This is a genomic window from Streptomyces spiroverticillatus (assembly GCA_014650415.1).
GTDB lineage: Bacteria > Actinomycetota > Actinomycetes > Streptomycetales > Streptomycetaceae > Streptomyces > Streptomyces spiroverticillatus.
The window spans coordinates 163,475-180,714 of sequence record BMUX01000001.1 but is presented as its reverse complement, the minus strand read 5'-3'; the positions used below and the strand labels follow the sequence as shown (position 1 = coordinate 180,714).

General features: G+C 72.4%; 16 protein-coding genes. 10 read left to right on the top strand and 6 right to left on the bottom strand.

Features of this window, described 5'->3' with window-relative positions; genetic code table 11:
• Positions 1-49: 49 nt before the first annotated feature.
• Positions 50-202 (bottom strand): hypothetical protein, encoded by a 153-nt coding sequence (locus tag IE269_RS00840; RefSeq protein WP_093692475.1) that lies wholly within the window; start codon positions 200-202, stop codon positions 50-52.
• Between the two features lie 224 nt (positions 203-426).
• Between IE269_RS00840 and IE269_RS00835 the strand changes: the two genes are divergently transcribed.
• Together IE269_RS00835 and IE269_RS00830 are read left to right on the top strand one after the other, a co-directional pair.
• Positions 427-1,389 carry an NYN domain-containing protein gene (locus IE269_RS00835; RefSeq protein WP_229897379.1) on the top strand — a complete coding sequence of 321 codons (963 nt, stop codon included), beginning with the start codon at positions 427-429 and terminating at the stop codon, positions 1,387-1,389.
• An 88-nt stretch (positions 1,390-1,477) separates the two neighbouring features.
• On the top strand, positions 1,478-2,362 hold the full coding sequence (locus IE269_RS00830; protein ID WP_189820706.1) for an alpha/beta fold hydrolase: 885 nt from the start codon (positions 1,478-1,480) through the stop codon (positions 2,360-2,362).
• 76 nt (positions 2,363-2,438) lie between these two features.
• Here the strand turns inward: IE269_RS00830 and IE269_RS00825 are convergent, their stop codons facing one another.
• Positions 2,439-4,625 carry a DEAD/DEAH box helicase gene (locus IE269_RS00825; protein WP_189820705.1) on the bottom strand — a complete coding sequence of 729 codons (2,187 nt, stop codon included), beginning with the start codon at positions 4,623-4,625 and terminating at the stop codon, positions 2,439-2,441.
• 295 nt (positions 4,626-4,920) lie between these two features.
• On the opposite strand from IE269_RS00825, the gene IE269_RS00820 reads away from it, so the two are divergent.
• Complete coding sequence (locus tag IE269_RS00820) at positions 4,921-5,679, top strand: ferritin-like fold-containing protein (protein ID WP_438817513.1); 759 nt, start codon at positions 4,921-4,923, stop codon at positions 5,677-5,679.
• A gap of 89 nt (positions 5,680-5,768) precedes the next feature.
• Here IE269_RS00820 and IE269_RS00815 read toward each other — a convergent pair whose 3' ends face one another.
• From IE269_RS00815 to IE269_RS00800, 4 genes are all read right to left on the bottom strand, one after another.
• Complete coding sequence (locus tag IE269_RS00815) at positions 5,769-6,038, bottom strand: hypothetical protein (RefSeq protein WP_189820703.1); 270 nt, start codon at positions 6,036-6,038, stop codon at positions 5,769-5,771.
• 225 nt (positions 6,039-6,263) lie between these two features.
• On the bottom strand, positions 6,264-6,491 hold the full coding sequence (locus IE269_RS00810) for a DUF3107 domain-containing protein (RefSeq protein ID WP_189820702.1): 228 nt from the start codon (positions 6,489-6,491) through the stop codon (positions 6,264-6,266).
• A gap of 133 nt (positions 6,492-6,624) precedes the next feature.
• Complete coding sequence (locus IE269_RS00805; protein WP_189820701.1) at positions 6,625-7,266, bottom strand: TetR/AcrR family transcriptional regulator; 642 nt, start codon at positions 7,264-7,266, stop codon at positions 6,625-6,627.
• 227 nt (positions 7,267-7,493) lie between these two features.
• Complete coding sequence (locus tag IE269_RS00800) at positions 7,494-7,715, bottom strand: hypothetical protein (protein WP_189820700.1); 222 nt, start codon at positions 7,713-7,715, stop codon at positions 7,494-7,496.
• 211 nt (positions 7,716-7,926) lie between these two features.
• Between IE269_RS00800 and IE269_RS00795 the strand changes: the two genes are divergently transcribed.
• The 7 genes from IE269_RS00795 to moeZ all read left to right on the top strand — a co-directional run bounded on the left by IE269_RS00795 (position 7,927) and on the right by moeZ (position 17,067).
• On the top strand, positions 7,927-8,979 hold the full coding sequence (locus IE269_RS00795; protein WP_189820699.1) for an alpha/beta fold hydrolase: 1,053 nt from the start codon (positions 7,927-7,929) through the stop codon (positions 8,977-8,979).
• A 155-nt stretch (positions 8,980-9,134) separates the two neighbouring features.
• Entirely contained in the window at positions 9,135-10,511 is a 1,377-nt protein-coding gene (locus tag IE269_RS00790) for a DUF3152 domain-containing protein (protein WP_229897378.1), read from the top strand.
• Between the two features lie 234 nt (positions 10,512-10,745).
• Positions 10,746-12,521: a DUF3492 domain-containing protein gene (locus IE269_RS00785; RefSeq protein ID WP_189821322.1), complete on the top strand. Its 1,776-nt coding sequence runs from the start codon at positions 10,746-10,748 to the stop codon at positions 12,519-12,521.
• Entirely contained in the window at positions 12,518-13,741 is a 1,224-nt protein-coding gene (locus IE269_RS00780; RefSeq protein WP_189820697.1) for a hypothetical protein, read from the top strand. Before IE269_RS00785 ends, IE269_RS00780 begins: the two co-directional genes overlap by 4 nt.
• Positions 13,742-14,020: 279 nt before the next feature.
• Positions 14,021-15,028 carry an SDR family oxidoreductase gene (locus IE269_RS00775; protein WP_189820696.1) on the top strand — a complete coding sequence of 336 codons (1,008 nt, stop codon included), beginning with the start codon at positions 14,021-14,023 and terminating at the stop codon, positions 15,026-15,028.
• The gene (locus IE269_RS00770) at positions 15,016-15,825 is read left to right on the top strand and encodes a spherulation-specific family 4 protein (RefSeq protein ID WP_189820695.1); all 810 of its coding nucleotides are present in this window, start codon (positions 15,016-15,018) and stop codon (positions 15,823-15,825) included. Before IE269_RS00775 ends, IE269_RS00770 begins: the two co-directional genes overlap by 13 nt.
• A 63-nt stretch (positions 15,826-15,888) precedes the next feature.
• On the top strand, positions 15,889-17,067 hold the full coding sequence (gene moeZ, locus IE269_RS00765; RefSeq protein WP_189820694.1) for an adenylyltransferase/sulfurtransferase MoeZ: 1,179 nt from the start codon (positions 15,889-15,891) through the stop codon (positions 17,065-17,067).
• The last annotated feature ends 173 nt before the right edge of the window (positions 17,068-17,240 follow it).

Below are 17,240 nucleotides of genomic sequence, written 5' to 3'. Positions count from 1 at the left end.
GGCGCTTTCTCGCATCAAACCACTACGTCGTCTTGTGTCGTCTTACGCGTTACGAGGCCGAGGAGTCGGCCGGGCGGATGTAGATGCGCTGGCCGATTGCGGCGGCCTGCTGCACGATCCGGTTGACGGAGGCGGCGTCCACGACGGTGCTGTCGACGGCGGTGCCGTCCACATCGTCCAGGCGCATGATTTCGAAGCGCATGCGCTTCTCCCTTCGTCTGATCCTCCTGCTGGAGAACTGGGGGTGAATGTAAGGGGCACGCGTGAGCGGGGTTGCCGTTGCGTTCCAAGGGGTACAACGAGCCTCCCCCCGGAAAGATTCCCTACACTAAGGAAAATTTTCGTGAGGCTAACTACTCATTGGTAGAGGGGGCCGGGGGACACCGGTTGTGCGGGGGTCTCGAGGGCCCGGACAATGGGACCCGTATGGACGACGCACAGCCTTCGGGCTTCCCAGACCTCACCGATCCCGCTCATCCCGGGTATCCCGCGGACCCCACCGACCTCGCCAGGATCTCCGCCCGCCTGGACCGCACCAACGAGCTGCTCACGCGCGTGCTCGCCGAGGTCTCCAAGACGCCCTCCACCCACGCGATCTTCGTGGACGCGGGCTACGTCTACGCGGCGGCGGGCCTGCTGGTCACCGGCACCGAGGACCGCCGCTCCTTCGACCTGGACGCCGAGGGCCTGATCGAGGCCTTCATCGACAAGGCGCGCACGATCTTCGCCGACAGCCGACTGCTGCGCGTGTACTGGTACGACGGCGCCCGGCGCCGCATCCACACCACCGAGCAGCAGTCCATCGCCGAACTCCCCGATGTCAAGGTCCGCCTCGGCAACCTCAACGCCAACAACCAGCAGAAGGGCGTCGACTCCCTGATCCGTACGGATCTGGAATCCCTCGCCCGGCACCGCGCGATCAGCGACGCGGCCCTGGTCGGCGGCGACGAGGACCTCGTCTCGGCGGTCGAGGCGGCACAGGGGTACGGGGCGCGCGTGCACCTGTGGGGCATCGAGGCCGGTGACGGCCGCAACCAGGCGGAGCCGCTGCTCTGGGAGGTCGACAGTCAGCGCACCTTCGACCTCGACTTCTGCAAGCCGTACGTCACCCGCCGCCCGGTGACGACGTACGAGCAGGAGAACGGCCCGCCGCCCAAGCGCGAGGAGGTCCGCTTCCTGGGTGCGCAGATCGCCGCGAAGTGGCTGGCCGAGCGCGGCCGGCAGGAGCTGGGGGAGCTGCTGCCGGGGCGGCCGTACCTCCCGGGGCCGGTGGACCAGGAGCTGCTGGTCGAGGCGGAACGGATGCTCCAGCGGTCGCTGCGGGGGCACTCGGACCTGCGGCGGTCGCTGCGGGACGGGTTCTGGCAGCGCTTGCAGGCGCAGTACTAGGCGGGGCCAGTAGGTGGGGCCATGAGGCAGGGTCGGAGGGACGTCAGGCGGCCCCTCCGGACGCGAACCCACCGGTAACCTCGACCGCATGAGCAGGCCGCCCACCTTCACCCCGCCCCCCGGCGTCCGCGCCGTCCCCCTCCGCACGGGCCGCGGCACCTTCGCCGCGCTCGAAGCGGGGCCCGCCGGAACGCCGCGCGGCACCGCCCTCCTCCTCCCCGGGTTCACCGGCAGCAAGGAGGACTTCATCGCCAACCTCCGCCCGCTCGCCGACGCCGGATACCGGGCCGTCGCCGTGGACGGCCGCGGACAGTACGAGTCCCAGGGGCCGAAGGACGACCAATCCCCCTACGCCCAGCGGGAGTTGGCGCTCGACGTCCTCGCGCAGGCGCAGGAGGTGGGTGGCGGCCCGGGACCGCTCCACCTCCTCGGCCACTCCCTCGGCGGCCAGATCGCCCGCGCCGCCGCGATCCTCGACCCGGCCCCCTTCCGCACCCTCACCCTCATGTCGTCGGGGCCCGCCGAGATCGACCCCGTCCAGCAGGAGAAGGCCACGCTGCTCGGTCAGGCCCTCGGGTTCATGACCATGAGCGAGGTCTGGGACGCGATGCAGGCCATGGAGACCCCCGCGCCGGAGGAGACCAAGGAAGCCGCGCGGGAGGCGCAGGACCCGGCCCTGGAGACCGCCCTGCGGCACCGCTGGCTGCTGCACAGCCCCGCCCAGCTGATCGCGACGGGCCGCGCCCTCACGGTCGAACCGGACCGGGTCGCGGAGGTCCTGGCCACCGGGCTGCCGGTGCACGTGATCTCCGGGACGGTGGACGACACCTGGCCGGTGCCGCTCCTGGACGACATGGCGGTACGGCTCGGGGCGCACCGCACCGTCGTCAAGGGCGCGGGCCACTCGCCCAACACGGACAGCCCCCGGGAAACGGCGGAAGCCCTCGCGGCCTTCTGGGACCGGCACGGGTAGGACCCTCCTGAGATGCCGATGGCCCCGCCCCCTTCGTACAGGGGGCGGGGCCATCGGCATCATGCGTGCGGCAGGATCAGCTCTCCTGCTGGGCCGCCGGCTTGCGGGTCGTGCGGCGGCGGCGCGGCTTGGCCTCGCCCTCCGCGGCCGGCTCGGTCGCCTTCGGCTGCTCCGCCTTCTGCGTCCTCGGCTTCGCGGACGCAGCGCGCGTCGACGTACGGCGGCGGGGCTGCGTCGGCTCCGGCTCCGGCATCGGGGCCATCTGGAAGTCGACCTCCGGCTCCGCCGAGACCCGCGCACGCACCGGGCGCTTCAGCCTCGGACGTACCGGAGCCTCCACCACCTGGGTCGCCTCGACGACCGGCGCCGCCTTGGCCCGGGGGGCCCGCGCACGGGTGGGCCGCTTCGCCGGGAGCTCCTCGGCGTCCGGCGCCGGGGCGGTGACCTTCACGGTCCGCTTCCGGACGGTCTTCTTGGCCGGCGCGGCCTCCTCGACCGGGGCCTCGGTCACCGTGGCGACGGCGGCCTGGGCGGTCTCGACCGGCTCGGCGGTCTTCCGGGTGCGCGTACGGGTACGGGGCGCCTTCGGGGCCTCCTCGACGGCCTCGGCGACGGGAGTCACCGGTGCCACCGGGGCCTCGGCCACCGCGGTGGTCCGCGTCGTCCGACGGCGGCGACGCGGCGTGCGCGGCTCCGACGCGTCCGGGGCCTCGACAGCGGCAGGGGCCTCGGCGGCAGGGGTCTCCGGAGTCACGGGAGCCGCGACCGTCTCCGAGCCACCACGCGTACGGCGACGCTGACGCGGCGTACGGGTGCGCGCCGGGCGCTCCTCGACCACGGCGGCGGCGGGAGCCGACTTGCGGCCGCGGCCGCCCGTCTCGCCCAGGTCCTCGACCTCTTCCGCGCGCAGACCCGCACGGGTCCGCTCGGCCCGGGGCAGTATGCCCTTCGTGCCCGCGGGGATGGAGAGGATCTCGTACAGGTGCGGGGAGGTCGAGTACGTCTCCTCCGGCTCGTCGAAGGGCAGGTCCAGCGCCTTGTTGATGAGCTTCCAGCGCGGGATGTCGTCCCAGTCGACCAGCGTGACGGCGATGCCCTTGGCGCCCGCGCGGCCGGTGCGGCCCACGCGGTGCAGGTAGGTCTTCTCGTCCTCGGGCGTCTGGTAGTTGATGACGTGCGTCACGCCCTCGACGTCGATGCCGCGGGCGGCGACGTCGGTGCAGACCAGCACGTCGACCTTGCCGTTGCGGAAGGCGCGCAGGGCCTGCTCGCGGGCGCCCTGGCCGAGGTCGCCGTGCACGGCGCCGGACGCGAAACCGCGCTTCTCCAGCTGCTCGGCGATGTCGGCGGCGGTGCGCTTGGTACGGCAGAAGATCATCGCGAGGCCGCGGCCGTCGGCCTGGAGGATGCGGGAGACGAGCTCCGGCTTGTCCATGTTGTGGGCGCGGAAGACGTGCTGCGCGATGTTCGCGACGGTCGCGCCCTCGTCGTCCGGCGCGGTGGCGCGGATGTGCGTGGGCTGCGACATGTAGCGACGGGCCAGGCCGATGACGGCGCCGGGCATCGTCGCGGAGAAGAGCATGGTCTGGCGCTTGGCCGGGAGCATGTTCATGATGCGCTCGACGTCCGGCAGGAAGCCGAGGTCCAGCATCTCGTCGGCCTCGTCGAGGACCAGGGCGCGGATGTGGGACAGGTCGAGCTTGCGCTGACCGGCGAGGTCCAGCAGACGGCCCGGGGTGCCGACGATGATGTCGACGCCCTTCTTGAGGGCCTCGACCTGCGGCTCGTACGCACGGCCGCCGTAGATCGCGAGGACCCGCACGTTGCGCGCCTTGCCGGCGGTCAGCAGGTCGTTGGTGACCTGCTGGCACAGCTCACGGGTGGGTACGACGACGAGCGCCTGCGGGGCGTCGGTGAGCTGCTCGGGCTTGGCCCGGCCCGCCTCGACGTCCGCGGGGACGGTGACGCGCTCCAGGAGCGGCAGACCGAAACCGAGGGTCTTGCCCGTACCGGTCTTGGCCTGGCCGATGACGTCGCTGCCCGAGAGCGCGACGGGGAGCGTCATCTCCTGGATGGGGAAGGGGGACGTGATGCCGACTGCCTCAAGGGCTTCGGCCGTCTCGGAGAGAATGCCGAGGTCACGGAACGTAGTCAGGGTGCTGCCTCTTCTGTGAGACGCGACTCGAGGCGAACAACGGGGGTCGTACCGTGCCTGGGTCTCATCCGGCCTTGGGAGGGCCGGGTGGCGCGGGACCACTGCCATTGCTCTAGCGCTCGTGTCGCTGAGGGTTCCCTCGTCTGCGGAAGTGCTTGTGCACCGCGCGCACGGAGGGCTGTCGGGTCGGAGCCGATCGGGCCACCGACCGGGCATCCTCATTCGGATGGCCTGCACAGAGCGCGCGCACCAGGGTGCGTACGCGGGGAATGCTCAGCAGGCGCATTACCACTGTACCCCGGATTCGCGCATGTGTGTTGGGTGAATTCGTAGGAATGATGAGGCGGTGGTGCACACCTGCTCGCCTGACCAGGCCCTTACGCCCCCCTGCGCGCGGGCTATTGTGCGGTTTATGGAGACGCCTGACACCCCCGCCGAACCCGCCGCCCCCGAAGCCCCCGCACCCACCGGAATCGCCGCCCAGGACTGGGCCACGGCCTCCGTCGAGCCGACCTACCGCGACGCGGTGATCGACCTCCTCGGCGCCCTCGCGTACGGCGAGCTGGCGGCCTTCGAGCGGCTCGCCGAGGACGCGAAGCTGGCGCCGACGCTGGGCGACAAGGCGGAACTGGCGAAGATGGCCTCCGCCGAGTTCCACCACTTCGAGCGCCTGCGCGACCGCCTCTCGGCCATCGACACCGAGCCGACCGCCGCCATGGAGCCCTTCGCCAAGGCCCTCGACGACTTCCACCGTCTGACCGCCCCGTCCGACTGGCTGGAGGGCCTGGTCAAGGCGTACGTCGGCGACTCGATCGCCAGTGACTTCTACCGCGAGGTCGCCGCCCGCCTGGACACCGACACCCGCTCCCTCGTGCTCGCCGTCCTCGACGACACCGGGCACGGCAACTTCGCCGTCGAGAAGGTGCGTGCCGCCATCGAGGCCGACCCGCGCGTCGGCGGCCGGCTCGCGCTGTGGGCGCGTCGTCTGATGGGTGAGGCGCTGTCGCAGGCGCAGCGCGTGGTCGCCGAGCGCGACTCGCTCTCGACCATGCTGGTCGGGGGTGTCGCGGACGGTTTCGACCTCGCGGAGGTCGGCCGGATGTTCTCCCGCATCACCGAGGCGCACACCAAGCGGATGGCGGCGCTGGGGCTGGCTGCCTGACCTGCGGGTTTCTCGTACGTAGCGTGAGGTGCCGGCGCCGGCGGCGCAGCGGTACGGGGCCCGTCCAGCCGGACGGGCCCCGACGTCTGCTACGCCGCGGCCGATCGGCGGCGGATCCGTCCGGCGGGGCGCAGCAGCAGCGAGAGCGACACCGCTCCCACCGTGGCCGCCCCGACGAGGGTCGCGAAGGGGTGCCCGGGGCCGACGGCCGCGTGAGTGAGCCAGGCGCCGAACAATGCGCCGAAGATGCCTGCGGTGAGGACCAGCGGGCGGGACGGCAGGCGTTCGGGCAGCCGTGAGACGGCGGCCCAGGCGAGGGCGAGGCCAAGGATGACGGAGCCGAGAGCTTCCAAGATCAACGCGGTTCCCTCCTGTGCACTGCAACGTGGGCAAATGGGTCGTAGCCCGTCTTACCCGGAGGGTGCGGAATGCAACCCTCCTCCACGGTCCGGGACCACGAACGGCCCCTCGGTGAGGCAGCTTTCAGAAGTGCAGACGTGCGCAGGGCCCGGCGGGTTGATCCCGCCGGGCCCTGCACAGGTGCTGCTGGTGTGACGCGTACTGCTGGTGCTGTGTGACGCGTACTAGAGGGCGCCGAAGCCCACGCGACGCTGCGCCTGCTCGCCGATCTCCACGTAGGCGATGCGGTCCGCCGGCACCAGGACCTTGCGGCCCTTGTCGTCGTTCAGGCTGAGCAGCTGTGCCTTGCCGGCCAGCGCGTCGGCCACGGCGCGCTCGACCTCCTCGGCAGACTGCCCGCTCTCCAGAACGATCTCCCGGGGTGCGTGCTGCACGCCGATCTTGACCTCCACGGCTATGTCCCTCCGACGATCTGGGTCAGCGCGGTCCACCGCGCCGTACGTTCAGACACATTAGCCCGGAGAGAGCACGTCATCCGCTTTCCGGGCCACGCCGGGAGCGAACACGCACCTGCGTCAGTGCTGCTCAGTGCTGCTCGGAGCCGTGCAGCGGGAAGCCCGCGATGCCGCGCCAGGCCAGCGAGGTCAGGAGCTGCACCGCCTGGTCGCGCGGGATGGTGCTGCCGCTGGACAGCCAGTAGCGGGCCACCACCTGCGAGACCCCGCCCAGGCCCACGGCCAGCAGCATCGACTCGTCCTTGGAGAGGCCAGTGTCCTCGGCGATGACCTCGCTGATGGCCTCCGCGCACTGGAGCGAGACCCGGTCCACGCGCTCGCGCACGGCGGGCTCGTTCGTCAGGTCCGACTCGAAGACCAGCCGGAAGGCGCCGCCCTCGTCCTGGACGTACGCGAAGTAGGCGTCCATGGTCGCCGCGACGCGCAGCTTGTTGTCGGTGGTCGAGGCGAGAGCGGTGCGCACCGCCTGGAGCAGCGACTCGCAGTGCTGGTCGAGGAGCGCCAGGTAGAGGTCGAGCTTGCCGGGGAAGTGCTGGTAGAGCACCGGCTTGCTGACTCCGGCGCGCTCGGCGATGTCGTCCATCGCGGCCGCGTGGTAGCCCTGCGCCACGAACACTTCCTGGGCGGCGCCCAGGAGCTGGTTGCGTCGGGCTCGGCGTGGCAGGCGGGTGCCCCGCGGACGTGCCGCCTCTGTCTGCTCGGTGGCTGTCACGCCGCCTCCCATGTCTTTCAGGTTCACGGACTTCTCACCGCACGGCTGTTCCGTGTGATGTGCGCCGCGCCGCCATCGTACTTTTGGGTAACCCCCCTGTGCGCGGTGCGGACGCAGAATTTCACGGAGCGGACACTGCGGGAAGGGTGATCAGTGGGCCGAAATGCGGAGAAGTGGGTCCGCTCAGCGGGAGTCGTCCCTTGCCTCAGCGAGGGTCATCCCTCGCCTCAGCGGTAGTCGTCCTCGTCGAGGGCCACCACGCGTGCCTGTTCTGCGACGTCCGCCGGGTTCGCGGAGCCGGCGTCGGTGGCCGGAAGCGGGTCGTCCGTCTCCTGCCGTACGTCGGTGTGCTGCTCGGCGGCGTCCGCCTCGGGCGTCTCGGGGTCGAGGGCGGCCGCCTCGTCGGCGCCCGTGGGGAAGTCGTCCGGTTCGGTGGGGTCCACAGTCATGGTGTTCCGCCTTTCCGGCGCGCGGCCCGTCATGTGCGGGCGCACGTCCTCTTTCGAGCGTAGGAGCGCGCGGGGGCGCGCGCCATGCGGTCCGGGGGCGCACGACGGGGAGCCCTCCGGGGGCGCACGTGGTGAGGCCGGGGGCGTACGCGGTGAGCCTGTGACCGCGAACACACGAGCCCCTGCGTGATCGTCTCGTAACATTGGCGCCATGTCTTCGACCGATCTGCCGGAATCCAGCACCGCGGCCGCTCCGTTGCCGCTGGTCAGTGCCGTCAGGGTCGCCGAGGGGGAGCAACTGCGGACCGTCTCCCTGCCCGGGCTGACGCTGAACGTGCGCTCCAGGCCCCCGGCGCAGCAGGGCCTGCCGCCCGCCCTGTACGTCCACGGCCTCGGCGGCTCCTCGCAGAACTGGTCGGCGCTGATGCCGCTGCTCGACGGCGTCGTCGACAGCGAGGCCCTCGACCTGCCGGGCTTCGGCGACTCCCCGCCGCCCGACGACGGCAACTACTCGGTCACCGGGCACGCGCGCGCCGTCATCCGCCACCTCGACGCCGCCGGCCGGGGCCCCGTCCACCTCTTCGGCAACTCTCTCGGCGGCGCGGTCTCCACACGCGTCGCCGCCGTCCGCCCGGACCTGGTGCGCACGCTGACACTGGTGTCGCCCGCGCTGCCGGAGCTGCGGGTGCAGAAGACCGCCATCCCCACCGGGCTGCTCGCGATCCCCGGCGTCGCCTCGCTCTTCGCGAAGCTCAGCCGCGACTGGACGGCCGAACAGCGCACGCGCGGTGTGACGGGCCTCTGTTACGGCGATCCCGGCCGGGTTTCGGAAGAGGGTTTCCGTGCCGCTGTCGAGGAGATGGAGCGGCGGCTGGAGCTGCCGTACTTCTGGGACGCGATGACCCGTTCCGCGCGGGGCATCGTGGACGCGTACACCCTCGGTGGCCAGCACGGACTGTGGAAGCAGGCGGAGCGGGTGCTCGCGCCGACCCTGCTGGTGTACGGCGGGCGCGACCAGCTGGTGTCCTTCCGCATGGCGCGCAAGGCTTCGGCTGCGTTCCGTGATTCCCGGCTCCTGGCTCTTCCGGATGCCGGGCATGTGGCGATGATGGAGTACCCCGAGGAGGTCGCCGAGGCATTCCTGGGGCTCGTACAGACGCATGCACCCCTGTCGGCGCACCCGCCTGCGCAGGCGGCCTCGCCCGCGGAGGCGACGGCGCACGCGGACCCGCACACCGAAACGCACACGGAAACGAGGAGCTGATCCGCCGCGTGGGACGTCACAGTCGCCGAGGTGCCGCACCGAAGGGTGCCGACGAGACCCCTGGCATACCCGGCGGCGGCGCCGCCTCCAGAGGTGTCGCAGGTGCGCCCGCCGCACCCGGCACCGGGCGACGTCGCCGCGGTGACACAGGAGCGATGCCGCGCGTCCAGGACACCGGCGCGACGGCGCGCTATCAGGACACCGGCGCGGTGCCGCGTTCTGACACCGGTACGGTGCCTCGTTTTCAGCCACGCCACCTCGCAGGGGGGCCGCAGGCGCAAGTGCGCGGCGGACACCCCGAACAGCGCGAGCCGGGCGGGGGGTGGGGTGACACCGGTGCTGGGCGCTACGGGGTCACCGACACTGGTGCCGGGCGCTATGGCGTCACCGACACCGGCAGCGGGCGTTACGGCGACTGGGTCGGGGCGTCGCGGGACACCGCCGCTTTCGCGCCGCCGCAGCAGCCGCAGGCCCCCCGTCCCCGGCCGCAACAGCCGCAGCCGCCCACCGGCCTCGGTGTCGGTGCGCGCATCCCCGTGCAGCGGCGCGGTCCCGGGCCGCGCCCGGACTTCGTGGAGGCCTTCGAGGAGCCGCGGCCGAGCACCAGGGGTGCGGGGCCCCGCGACCCGTACGACGCCGTCACCGACTGGGACGACGCCGAGGCGCTGCGGGCGCACGCCGACGATTCCGACGGCACGGCCCCCCGCTCCGGGCGCTGGCTGGCCCGTACCGTCATCGGCGTCTCCGCGGCGGCGGTGACCGCCGCCCTCGCGGTCATGGTGACCGGCACGGGGTCGTCGTCGGGGCAGAAGGACGAGGCGGCCGGGCCCGGCGTCGCCGACCGCGACAGCGCCGACGGCCCCTCGCGCGACCAGGACCGCACCGCGCCGCAGGGGAGCGAGCTGAAGCAGGCTCCGGCCACGTCGCTGCCGTACGAGAAGCGCATGGCGCTGAAGCTGCCGATGGCCGCGGACCAGAGCGGCCCGAACGCCTTCGACACCGTGCCCGGCGAGGCCGCCGCGCCGCGCCAGGGGGCCAAGCACTGGCGCTACCGCGTGGACGTGGAGAAGAACCTAGGGCTCGACGGGAAGTTCTTCGCCGACGCCGTGCAGCGGACGCTCAACGACAAGCGCAGCTGGGCCGGGGACGGCCGGATGTCGTTCGAGCGGGTTTCCGAGGGGAAGGCCGACTTCGTGGTGACGCTCGCGTCCCCGGTCACCACCAACATCTGGTGCGAGAAGTCGGACCTGGAGACACTCTCGCGCAACGTCTCCTGCGACTCCGCCCGCACCGAGCGGGTGATGATCAACGCCTTCCGGTGGGCCGGCGGTTCGGAGACCTTCGGCGACGCGCTGCTCTTCCCGTACCGGCAGATGCTCATCAACCACGAGGTCGGTCACCGGCTCGGGCACAACCACGAGTTCTGCGCCAAGGACGGCGCGCTCGCACCGGTGATGATGCAGCAGACGAAGACGCTGGAGACCGGCGACAAGAAGTGCCGCCCCAACGCGTGGGTGCATCCCGAGAGCTGACGCCGGGACGGGTGATGCGCGCGGTCCGGAGCGTCCCGGAGTTCACGCGCGTGCACACACCTCTCTAGCGCGACTAAACGCGACCCGCGCAGGAAAGTTACGACTCTTCACCCCTTCCGGTGGTGCGATGGACAACCGTCCGTCGCGCCACCGGCATGTCCGCATACGGTCGGTCCCGCTGCGAGTCGCCGGATCAACGGCGGCTTCCCACAAGGGAGATCGGGGGTGTACCACGTGCGGATCGGACTGCTTACGGAGGGTGGTTACCCGTATGCGACAGGTGAGTCCAGGTTCTGGTGCGACCGGCTTGTGCGCGGGCTCGCGCGGCATGAATTCGACCTCTACGCCCTGAGCCGCAGCGCGGACCAGGAGGAGCAGGGGTGGCTGGAACTGCCGCCGCAGGTGCAGCGGGTGCGCACCGCCCCGCTGTGGGCCCCGCAGGCCGACTTCGGGACCACGCACGGGCGCCTGGGCGCGCGGGCCTACGGGCGGCGTGAACGGCGGCGTTTCGACGAGCACTTCGGGGAGCTGGTCTCGGCGGTCTGTGCGGGGGAGACCGCCGGGGAGGGCGCGACGGTGGCGGAGCGTTTCTCCACAGGGCTGTACGGGCTGGCCGAACTCGCCCGCGAGAAAGGCGGGTTGCACACCGCGCTGCGCTCCGAACGCGCGGTGCGTGCGCTGGAGCGCGCCTGTCGCGCGCCGGGCGCACCCCGGGTCGTGCAGACCGCGAAAGTCCCCGACTACCTGGCCTTCGCCGACTTCCTGGAGCGCGCCCTGCGCCCGCTGTCGCTCGACTGGTACGACGCGGGGGAGGGCGGTCTGGGAGCCGTCGACCTCTGCCACGCCGCCTCGGGCGGCACGGCGGCGCTGCCGGGACTGCTGGCCAAGCGCTTCTTCGGGGTGCCGCTGCTGGTGACCGAGTACGGAGTGCAGCTGCGGGCGCACTACCTGGCCGCGCACGAAGACGGGTTGAGCGCCTCTGTACGGACGCTGCTCGCCGCCTTCCAGGGGCTGCTGGCCGCCGAGGTGTACGCCCAGGCGGCCGTGATCACCCCCGGCAACGCGCACGCCCGGCGCTGGCAGGAGCGCTGCGGCGCGGACCGCGCCAAGCTGCGCACGGTGTACCCCGGGATGGAGTCCGAGCGGTTCGCGACCGTGGGGGAGGCCCTGGACGAGGGCTGCACGGGTCCGGACGGCACGCTGGTGTGGGTGGGCCGGGTGGAGCCCGCCAAGGACCTGGTGGCGCTGCTGCACGCCTTCGCGGCGGTGCGCAGGGCCGAGCCGGACGCCCGGCTGCGGATCATCGCCGCCCCGATCGCCGCGCACGAACGCACCGCACGCGGCTATCTCGCGCACTGCCGGGCGCTGGCCGCCCAGCTCTTCCCCGACGAGGCCGCCGACGCGTACGCCGAGGGCGAGTGCCCGGTCACCTTCGAGGAGATCGGCGGACCCGAGGCCCCTGACCTGGCGGAGGCGTACGCGGCGGGCTCCGTGGTGGTGCTCTCCAGCGTCGTCGAGGGCTTCCCGATCAGCCTCGTCGAGGCGATGTTCTGCGGACGGGCCACCGTCTCCACGGACGTCGGCGCGGTGGTCGAAGTCATCGGCGGCACAGGTCTCGTGGTGCCGCCGCGCAACCCCCGCGCCCTCGCGGACGCCTGCCTCGCACTGCTGCGGGACCCGGAGCGCAGGGCGCGCCTGGGGGCGGCGGGGCGCGCAAGGGCGCTCGAACTGTTCACCGTCGAGCAGAATCTCGCGGCATTTCGCGGCATTTACCTGGAGCTGGTTTCGCACTGCCCGGTGCGCAGAGAGACACAGGACGCCGACCCCCTGCCGTTCGAGTTCCCGGCGGAGGCGTACGTACCGGGCACCTGGACGGGCGGCGCACCGCTCGCCGCAGTGGCGGTCCTGGCCGAACCCGATCCGCCGCGTGCGGAACACCTGATGGACCTGACGGACCTGACGGAACACCTGTTGGACACCACCGACCCCGTACGGGAGGCACGCACATGACCACGCAGACGGCAGACGCGACGGGCATGGCGGAGACCCCCGCCCAGGGCACCGACGTGTCCGCGATGCGGTCCACCGCCGCTTCGGTGCCGGTGCAGCCGGTGAATCTTGGCACCGGTGCCGGTGCTAGAAAGACGGCCAACACCGGTGCCAGGACGGTTGCTTCCCGCAGCGGGCCCGCCGACCCGGTCAAGGTGCTCATGCACCGCCACCGCGAACTGTGCGAACGGGCCGTCGATCCCCTGGAGATCGCCGCGGGTCTCGAAGCCCACGGCGTCACCGACCGCACCGCCGCCCGCTTCCGGCACCGGGACGTCTTCTCCCTCGCCGAGGAGCTCTACGCGCGCGTGCCGCGCACCGACGAGGAGGACGCTCCGGCGCACGCCCCGCAGCCTCTGGCGCACGCCCCGTCCCTCCCGGCCGCCTGGGCGGCGTACGCACTCCTGCCGGGCGTCCTGTGCGCCCTCACGCTGCTCGGCGCGGACAGGCTGGACGGCGGGTTCAGGATCGCGGTCGCCGTCACCGGGGCGCTGGCGACACTCGCCGCCGTCGCCCTGTGCCTGCGGCGCGGACCGCTGCGCGCCGACGGCTACGCGCCGTGGACGCGCACCTGCTGGCTGCTGCTGTACGCGGTCCTCGGCGACGGCGTACTGAACCGGCTGCTCGGCGACGGCCCCCTCTGGGCGCCGGAACCGGCCACCCTCCTCGGGCTCATCGCAGCCCTGGCCCCCGCGGCCTGGTGCGCACGGCTGCTGTCCGTGCAGGCGCGCCGCAGGCTCAGCGTGAGCCGGGGCACCGAGGACTTCGGCGCGGCGGTACGGCCGCTGCTGTTCGGGGTGTTCGGCCTGCACGCCGTGACACTGACGGTGCTGCTCTACGCGGCGGCCGGGCTCGGCTTCGGCGGCGCCTTCGCGGTGTCCGCGCTCGCCGTCGGATCCCTGCTCTTCCTGGCCAGACTGCTCGCCGTGCACGGGATGCCCGGCGCGGGCGCGGCCGGACTCACCGCCGCCTGCACCGTCGAAGTGCTCGCCCTCGCCGCCCCGGCGGCCGCCCGGCTGCCCGGCTGCGAAGCCCTGGCACAGCCCGTGCGCGCCGTCGTGCGCCAGTGGGGCACCGGAGCCGTACCGGCCATCGCCTGCGGAGCCGCCGCCCTCGGCCTCCTCGCCCATGCCGCCGTCGCACTGTCGCGGGCCTCCGCCCACGCGGGACGGCGCGACTGACAGCGCGCAGGCCGGCCCGCCTTCGGCCCGCCCCGCGTGCCCGGCGGCGCACCCACCGTGCCGCCGCCCCCCTCGGTCGTACGCCCCCTTCATCCGTCGTACGACCCGACCGACCACCCCCCTGGCAGCCCCGGAGCCGACGCCGAGGCGGCCGCAGCACCACCCCGTCACACCCGCAGCACCCGTACAACACCCTCAAGGAGAACGTCACATGACCCCCCCACCCCCTCTGTCCGTGCAGTCCGTGCGCGCCCGTCGGCAGCGAGGGGAGGAGACGCGATGAGGGTCCTCCTGCTCGGCGCCAACGGATACCTCGGCCGCTTCGTCGCGGACCGGCTCCTCGCCGACCCCGCCGTCCAGCTCACCGCCCTCGGCCGGGGCGACGACGCCGACGTGCGGTTCGACCTCGCCACCGGCAGCCCCGGAGCCCTCACCCGGTTCCTGGACGCCGTGCACCCCGGAGTCGTCGTCAACTGCGCCGGTGCCACCCGGGGCGGTGCCCGCGACCTCACCCGGCACAACACCGTCGCCGTCGCCACCGTCTGCGAAGCCCTCCGTCGCAGCGGCTGCGGGGCGCGCCTGGTCCAGCTCGGCTGTGCCGCCGAGTACGGGCCCTCCCAGCCCGGCTCCTCCACCGCCGAGGACGCCGTGCCGCGCCCCGGCGGACCGTACGGAGTCAGCAAGCTGGCGGCCACCGAGCTGGTGCTCGGCTCGGGCCTCGACGCCGTCGTGCTGCGCGTGTTCTCGCCGGTCGGGCCCGGCACGCCCGCCGGATCGCCGCTCGGCCGCCTCGCCGAGGCGATGCGCCGGGCCATGCAGTCCGGCGACGGCGAGCTCAAGCTCTCCGGGCTCGGCGTGCAGCGCGACTTCGTCGACGTACGGGACGTGGCACGCGCCGTGCACGCAGCGTCCCTGTCCGCCGCGCAGGGCGTCGTGAACATCGGCACCGGACGCGCGGTACGGCTGCGCGACGCCGCCGCCGTGCTCGCCCGGGTCGCCGGATACGGCGGCGCCCTGCACGAACTGGACGCCCCCAGCGGGTACTCCAGCTCCGCCGCGGCCAGCGCCGCCGTCCGCAACGGAGGCGTCCCCACCATCGGTGCACCCCGCTCCGGCGACGCCCTCACCGAACACCTCGGGGCGGCCCCGTACCCGTACCCCGACGGCTGCGGCAGCTGGCAGCAGGCGGACGTGCGCACCGCCCGCGACCGGCTCGGCTGGCGGCCCCGGATCAACCTGGAGGAATCGCTCGCGGACATCTGGATGGAGGCGGCGTGCCGCATCTGAGCACCTCCGGCGCCGTCCGCCCCGCCATAGGGGCGGACCGGCTCGGGATCGGCGTCCCGGGCTACGCGCACCCGCTCCTCGCGCCGGTGGAGTGGGCCGAACTCCTGCGCTTCTCGCGGCTGTACGCCGGTCCCGGCCACGCGGCACCCCTGCACTGGACGGTGCTCAACGTCGCCGACGGGCCCGGCGCGCGCCCCGACCCGCACTGCCTGGACGCCTCGGGGCGGCTGCGCAACGCGGGCCTGCGGGTGCTCGGGCACCTCGACATGACGTACGGGGCGCGGGCGTTCGGCGAGCTGGTCGCCGACGCCCAGCGCTTCCTGGACTGGTACCGGGTCGACGGCTTCTATCTCGACCGCTGTCCCACAGAGCGGGACGAACTGTCCGAAACCCGGCGGCTGACCGCCACCCTGCGGTCGATGCTGGAGGGCACCGAGGCCCTCGACGGCGGCCGGCTCGTCCTCGGCCACGGCACCCATCCGTACTCCGGATACGCCGAGACCGCCGACCAGTTGGTGACCTTCTCCGGGCCGTGGACCGACTACCGCTGGTCCCAGGCGGCCGAGTGGACGGCCGCCTACCCGGCCTCCCGCTTCTGCCACCTGGTGCACGGAGTGCCCCGTACGCACCTGGAGGAGGCGCTGCGGATCGCCCGCTGGCAGGGCGCGGGCACCATCTGGTTCACCGACCGCACCGAGCGGGCGGGCGCCGACGACCCGGTCGGCAGCCCCTGGGAGGCCCTGCCCGGTTACTGGGACGAGATCGTCTCGCGCATCGGACCTGGTGTCTCGGAATGAGGAGGGGCGTGGCAGTGTTACACGACGAACAACCGTATTGATTGACCGACCACCGGAGTTCCCGTGTCGCTGCCACCCCTGGTCGAGCCCGCTGCCGAGCTCACCGTCGACGAGGTCCGTCGGTACTCCCGCCACCTGATCATCCCGGACGTCGGGATGGACGGGCAGAAGCGCCTGAAGAACGCCAAGGTGCTCGCTGTGGGCGCCGGCGGCCTCGGCTCTCCCGCCCTGATGTACCTGGCCGCCGCAGGCGTCGGCACGCTCGGCATCGTCGAGTTCGACGAGGTCGACGAGTCGAACCTCCAGCGCCAGATCATCCACAGCCAGGCCGACATCGGCCGCTCGAAGGCGGAGTCCGCCAAGGACTCGGTCCTCGGCATCAACCCGTACGTGAACGTCGTCCTGCACGAAGAGCGGCTCGAAGCCGAGAACGTGATGGAGATCTTCTCCCAGTACGACCTGATCGTCGACGGCACGGACAACTTCGCGACGCGCTACCTGGTCAATGACGCGTGCGTGCTGCTGAACAAGCCGTACGTATGGGGCTCGATCTACCGCTTCGACGGCCAGGCCTCGGTCTTCTGGTCCGAGCACGGCCCCTGCTACCGCTGCCTGTACCCGGAGCCCCCGCCGCCGGGCATGGTGCCCAGCTGCGCCGAGGGCGGCGTGCTCGGCGTGCTCTGCGCGTCGATCGGCTCCATCCAGGTCACCGAGGCCATCAAGGTCCTCACCGGCGTGGGCGACCCGCTGGTCGGCCGCCTGATGATCTACGACGCCCTGGAGATGCAGTACCGCCAGGTCAAGGTCCGCAAGGACCCCGACTGCGCGGTCTGCGGTCCGAACGCGACGGTCACCGAGCTCATCGACTACGAGGCCTTCTGCGGCGTCGTGTCCGAGGAGGCCCAGGAGGCCGCCGCCGGTTCGACGATCACTCCCAAGCAGCTCAAGGAGTGGATCGACGCCGACGAGAAGATCGAGATCATCGACGTCCGCGAGCCGAACGAGTACGAGATCGTCTCGATCCCCGGCGCGAAGCTGATCCCCAAGGGCGAGTTCCTGATGGGCACCGCCCTGGAGAGCCTGCCGCAGGACAAGAAGATCGTCCTGCACTGCAAGACGGGTGTCCGCAGTGCGGAAGTCCTCGCCGTGCTGAAGTCGGCGGGCTTCGCCGACGCCGTGCACGTCGGCGGCGGCGTGATCGGCTGGGTCCACCAGATCGAGCCGGAGAAGCCCGTCTACTAGACCGGCTGAGTGTTGCGAGGGGCCGGGCGGCCGTGGGCTGCCCGGCCCCTTCGGCTTGCCCCGAATGAGTGAGCGGGCGGAGCGGCGGCCGGGCGTCGCGGCAGGTGGCGGCGATAAGTAGGGCTGTCCGTTCATGTCCTTCGCGTCGATCGCGCCTTTTGCGTACTTCGCGT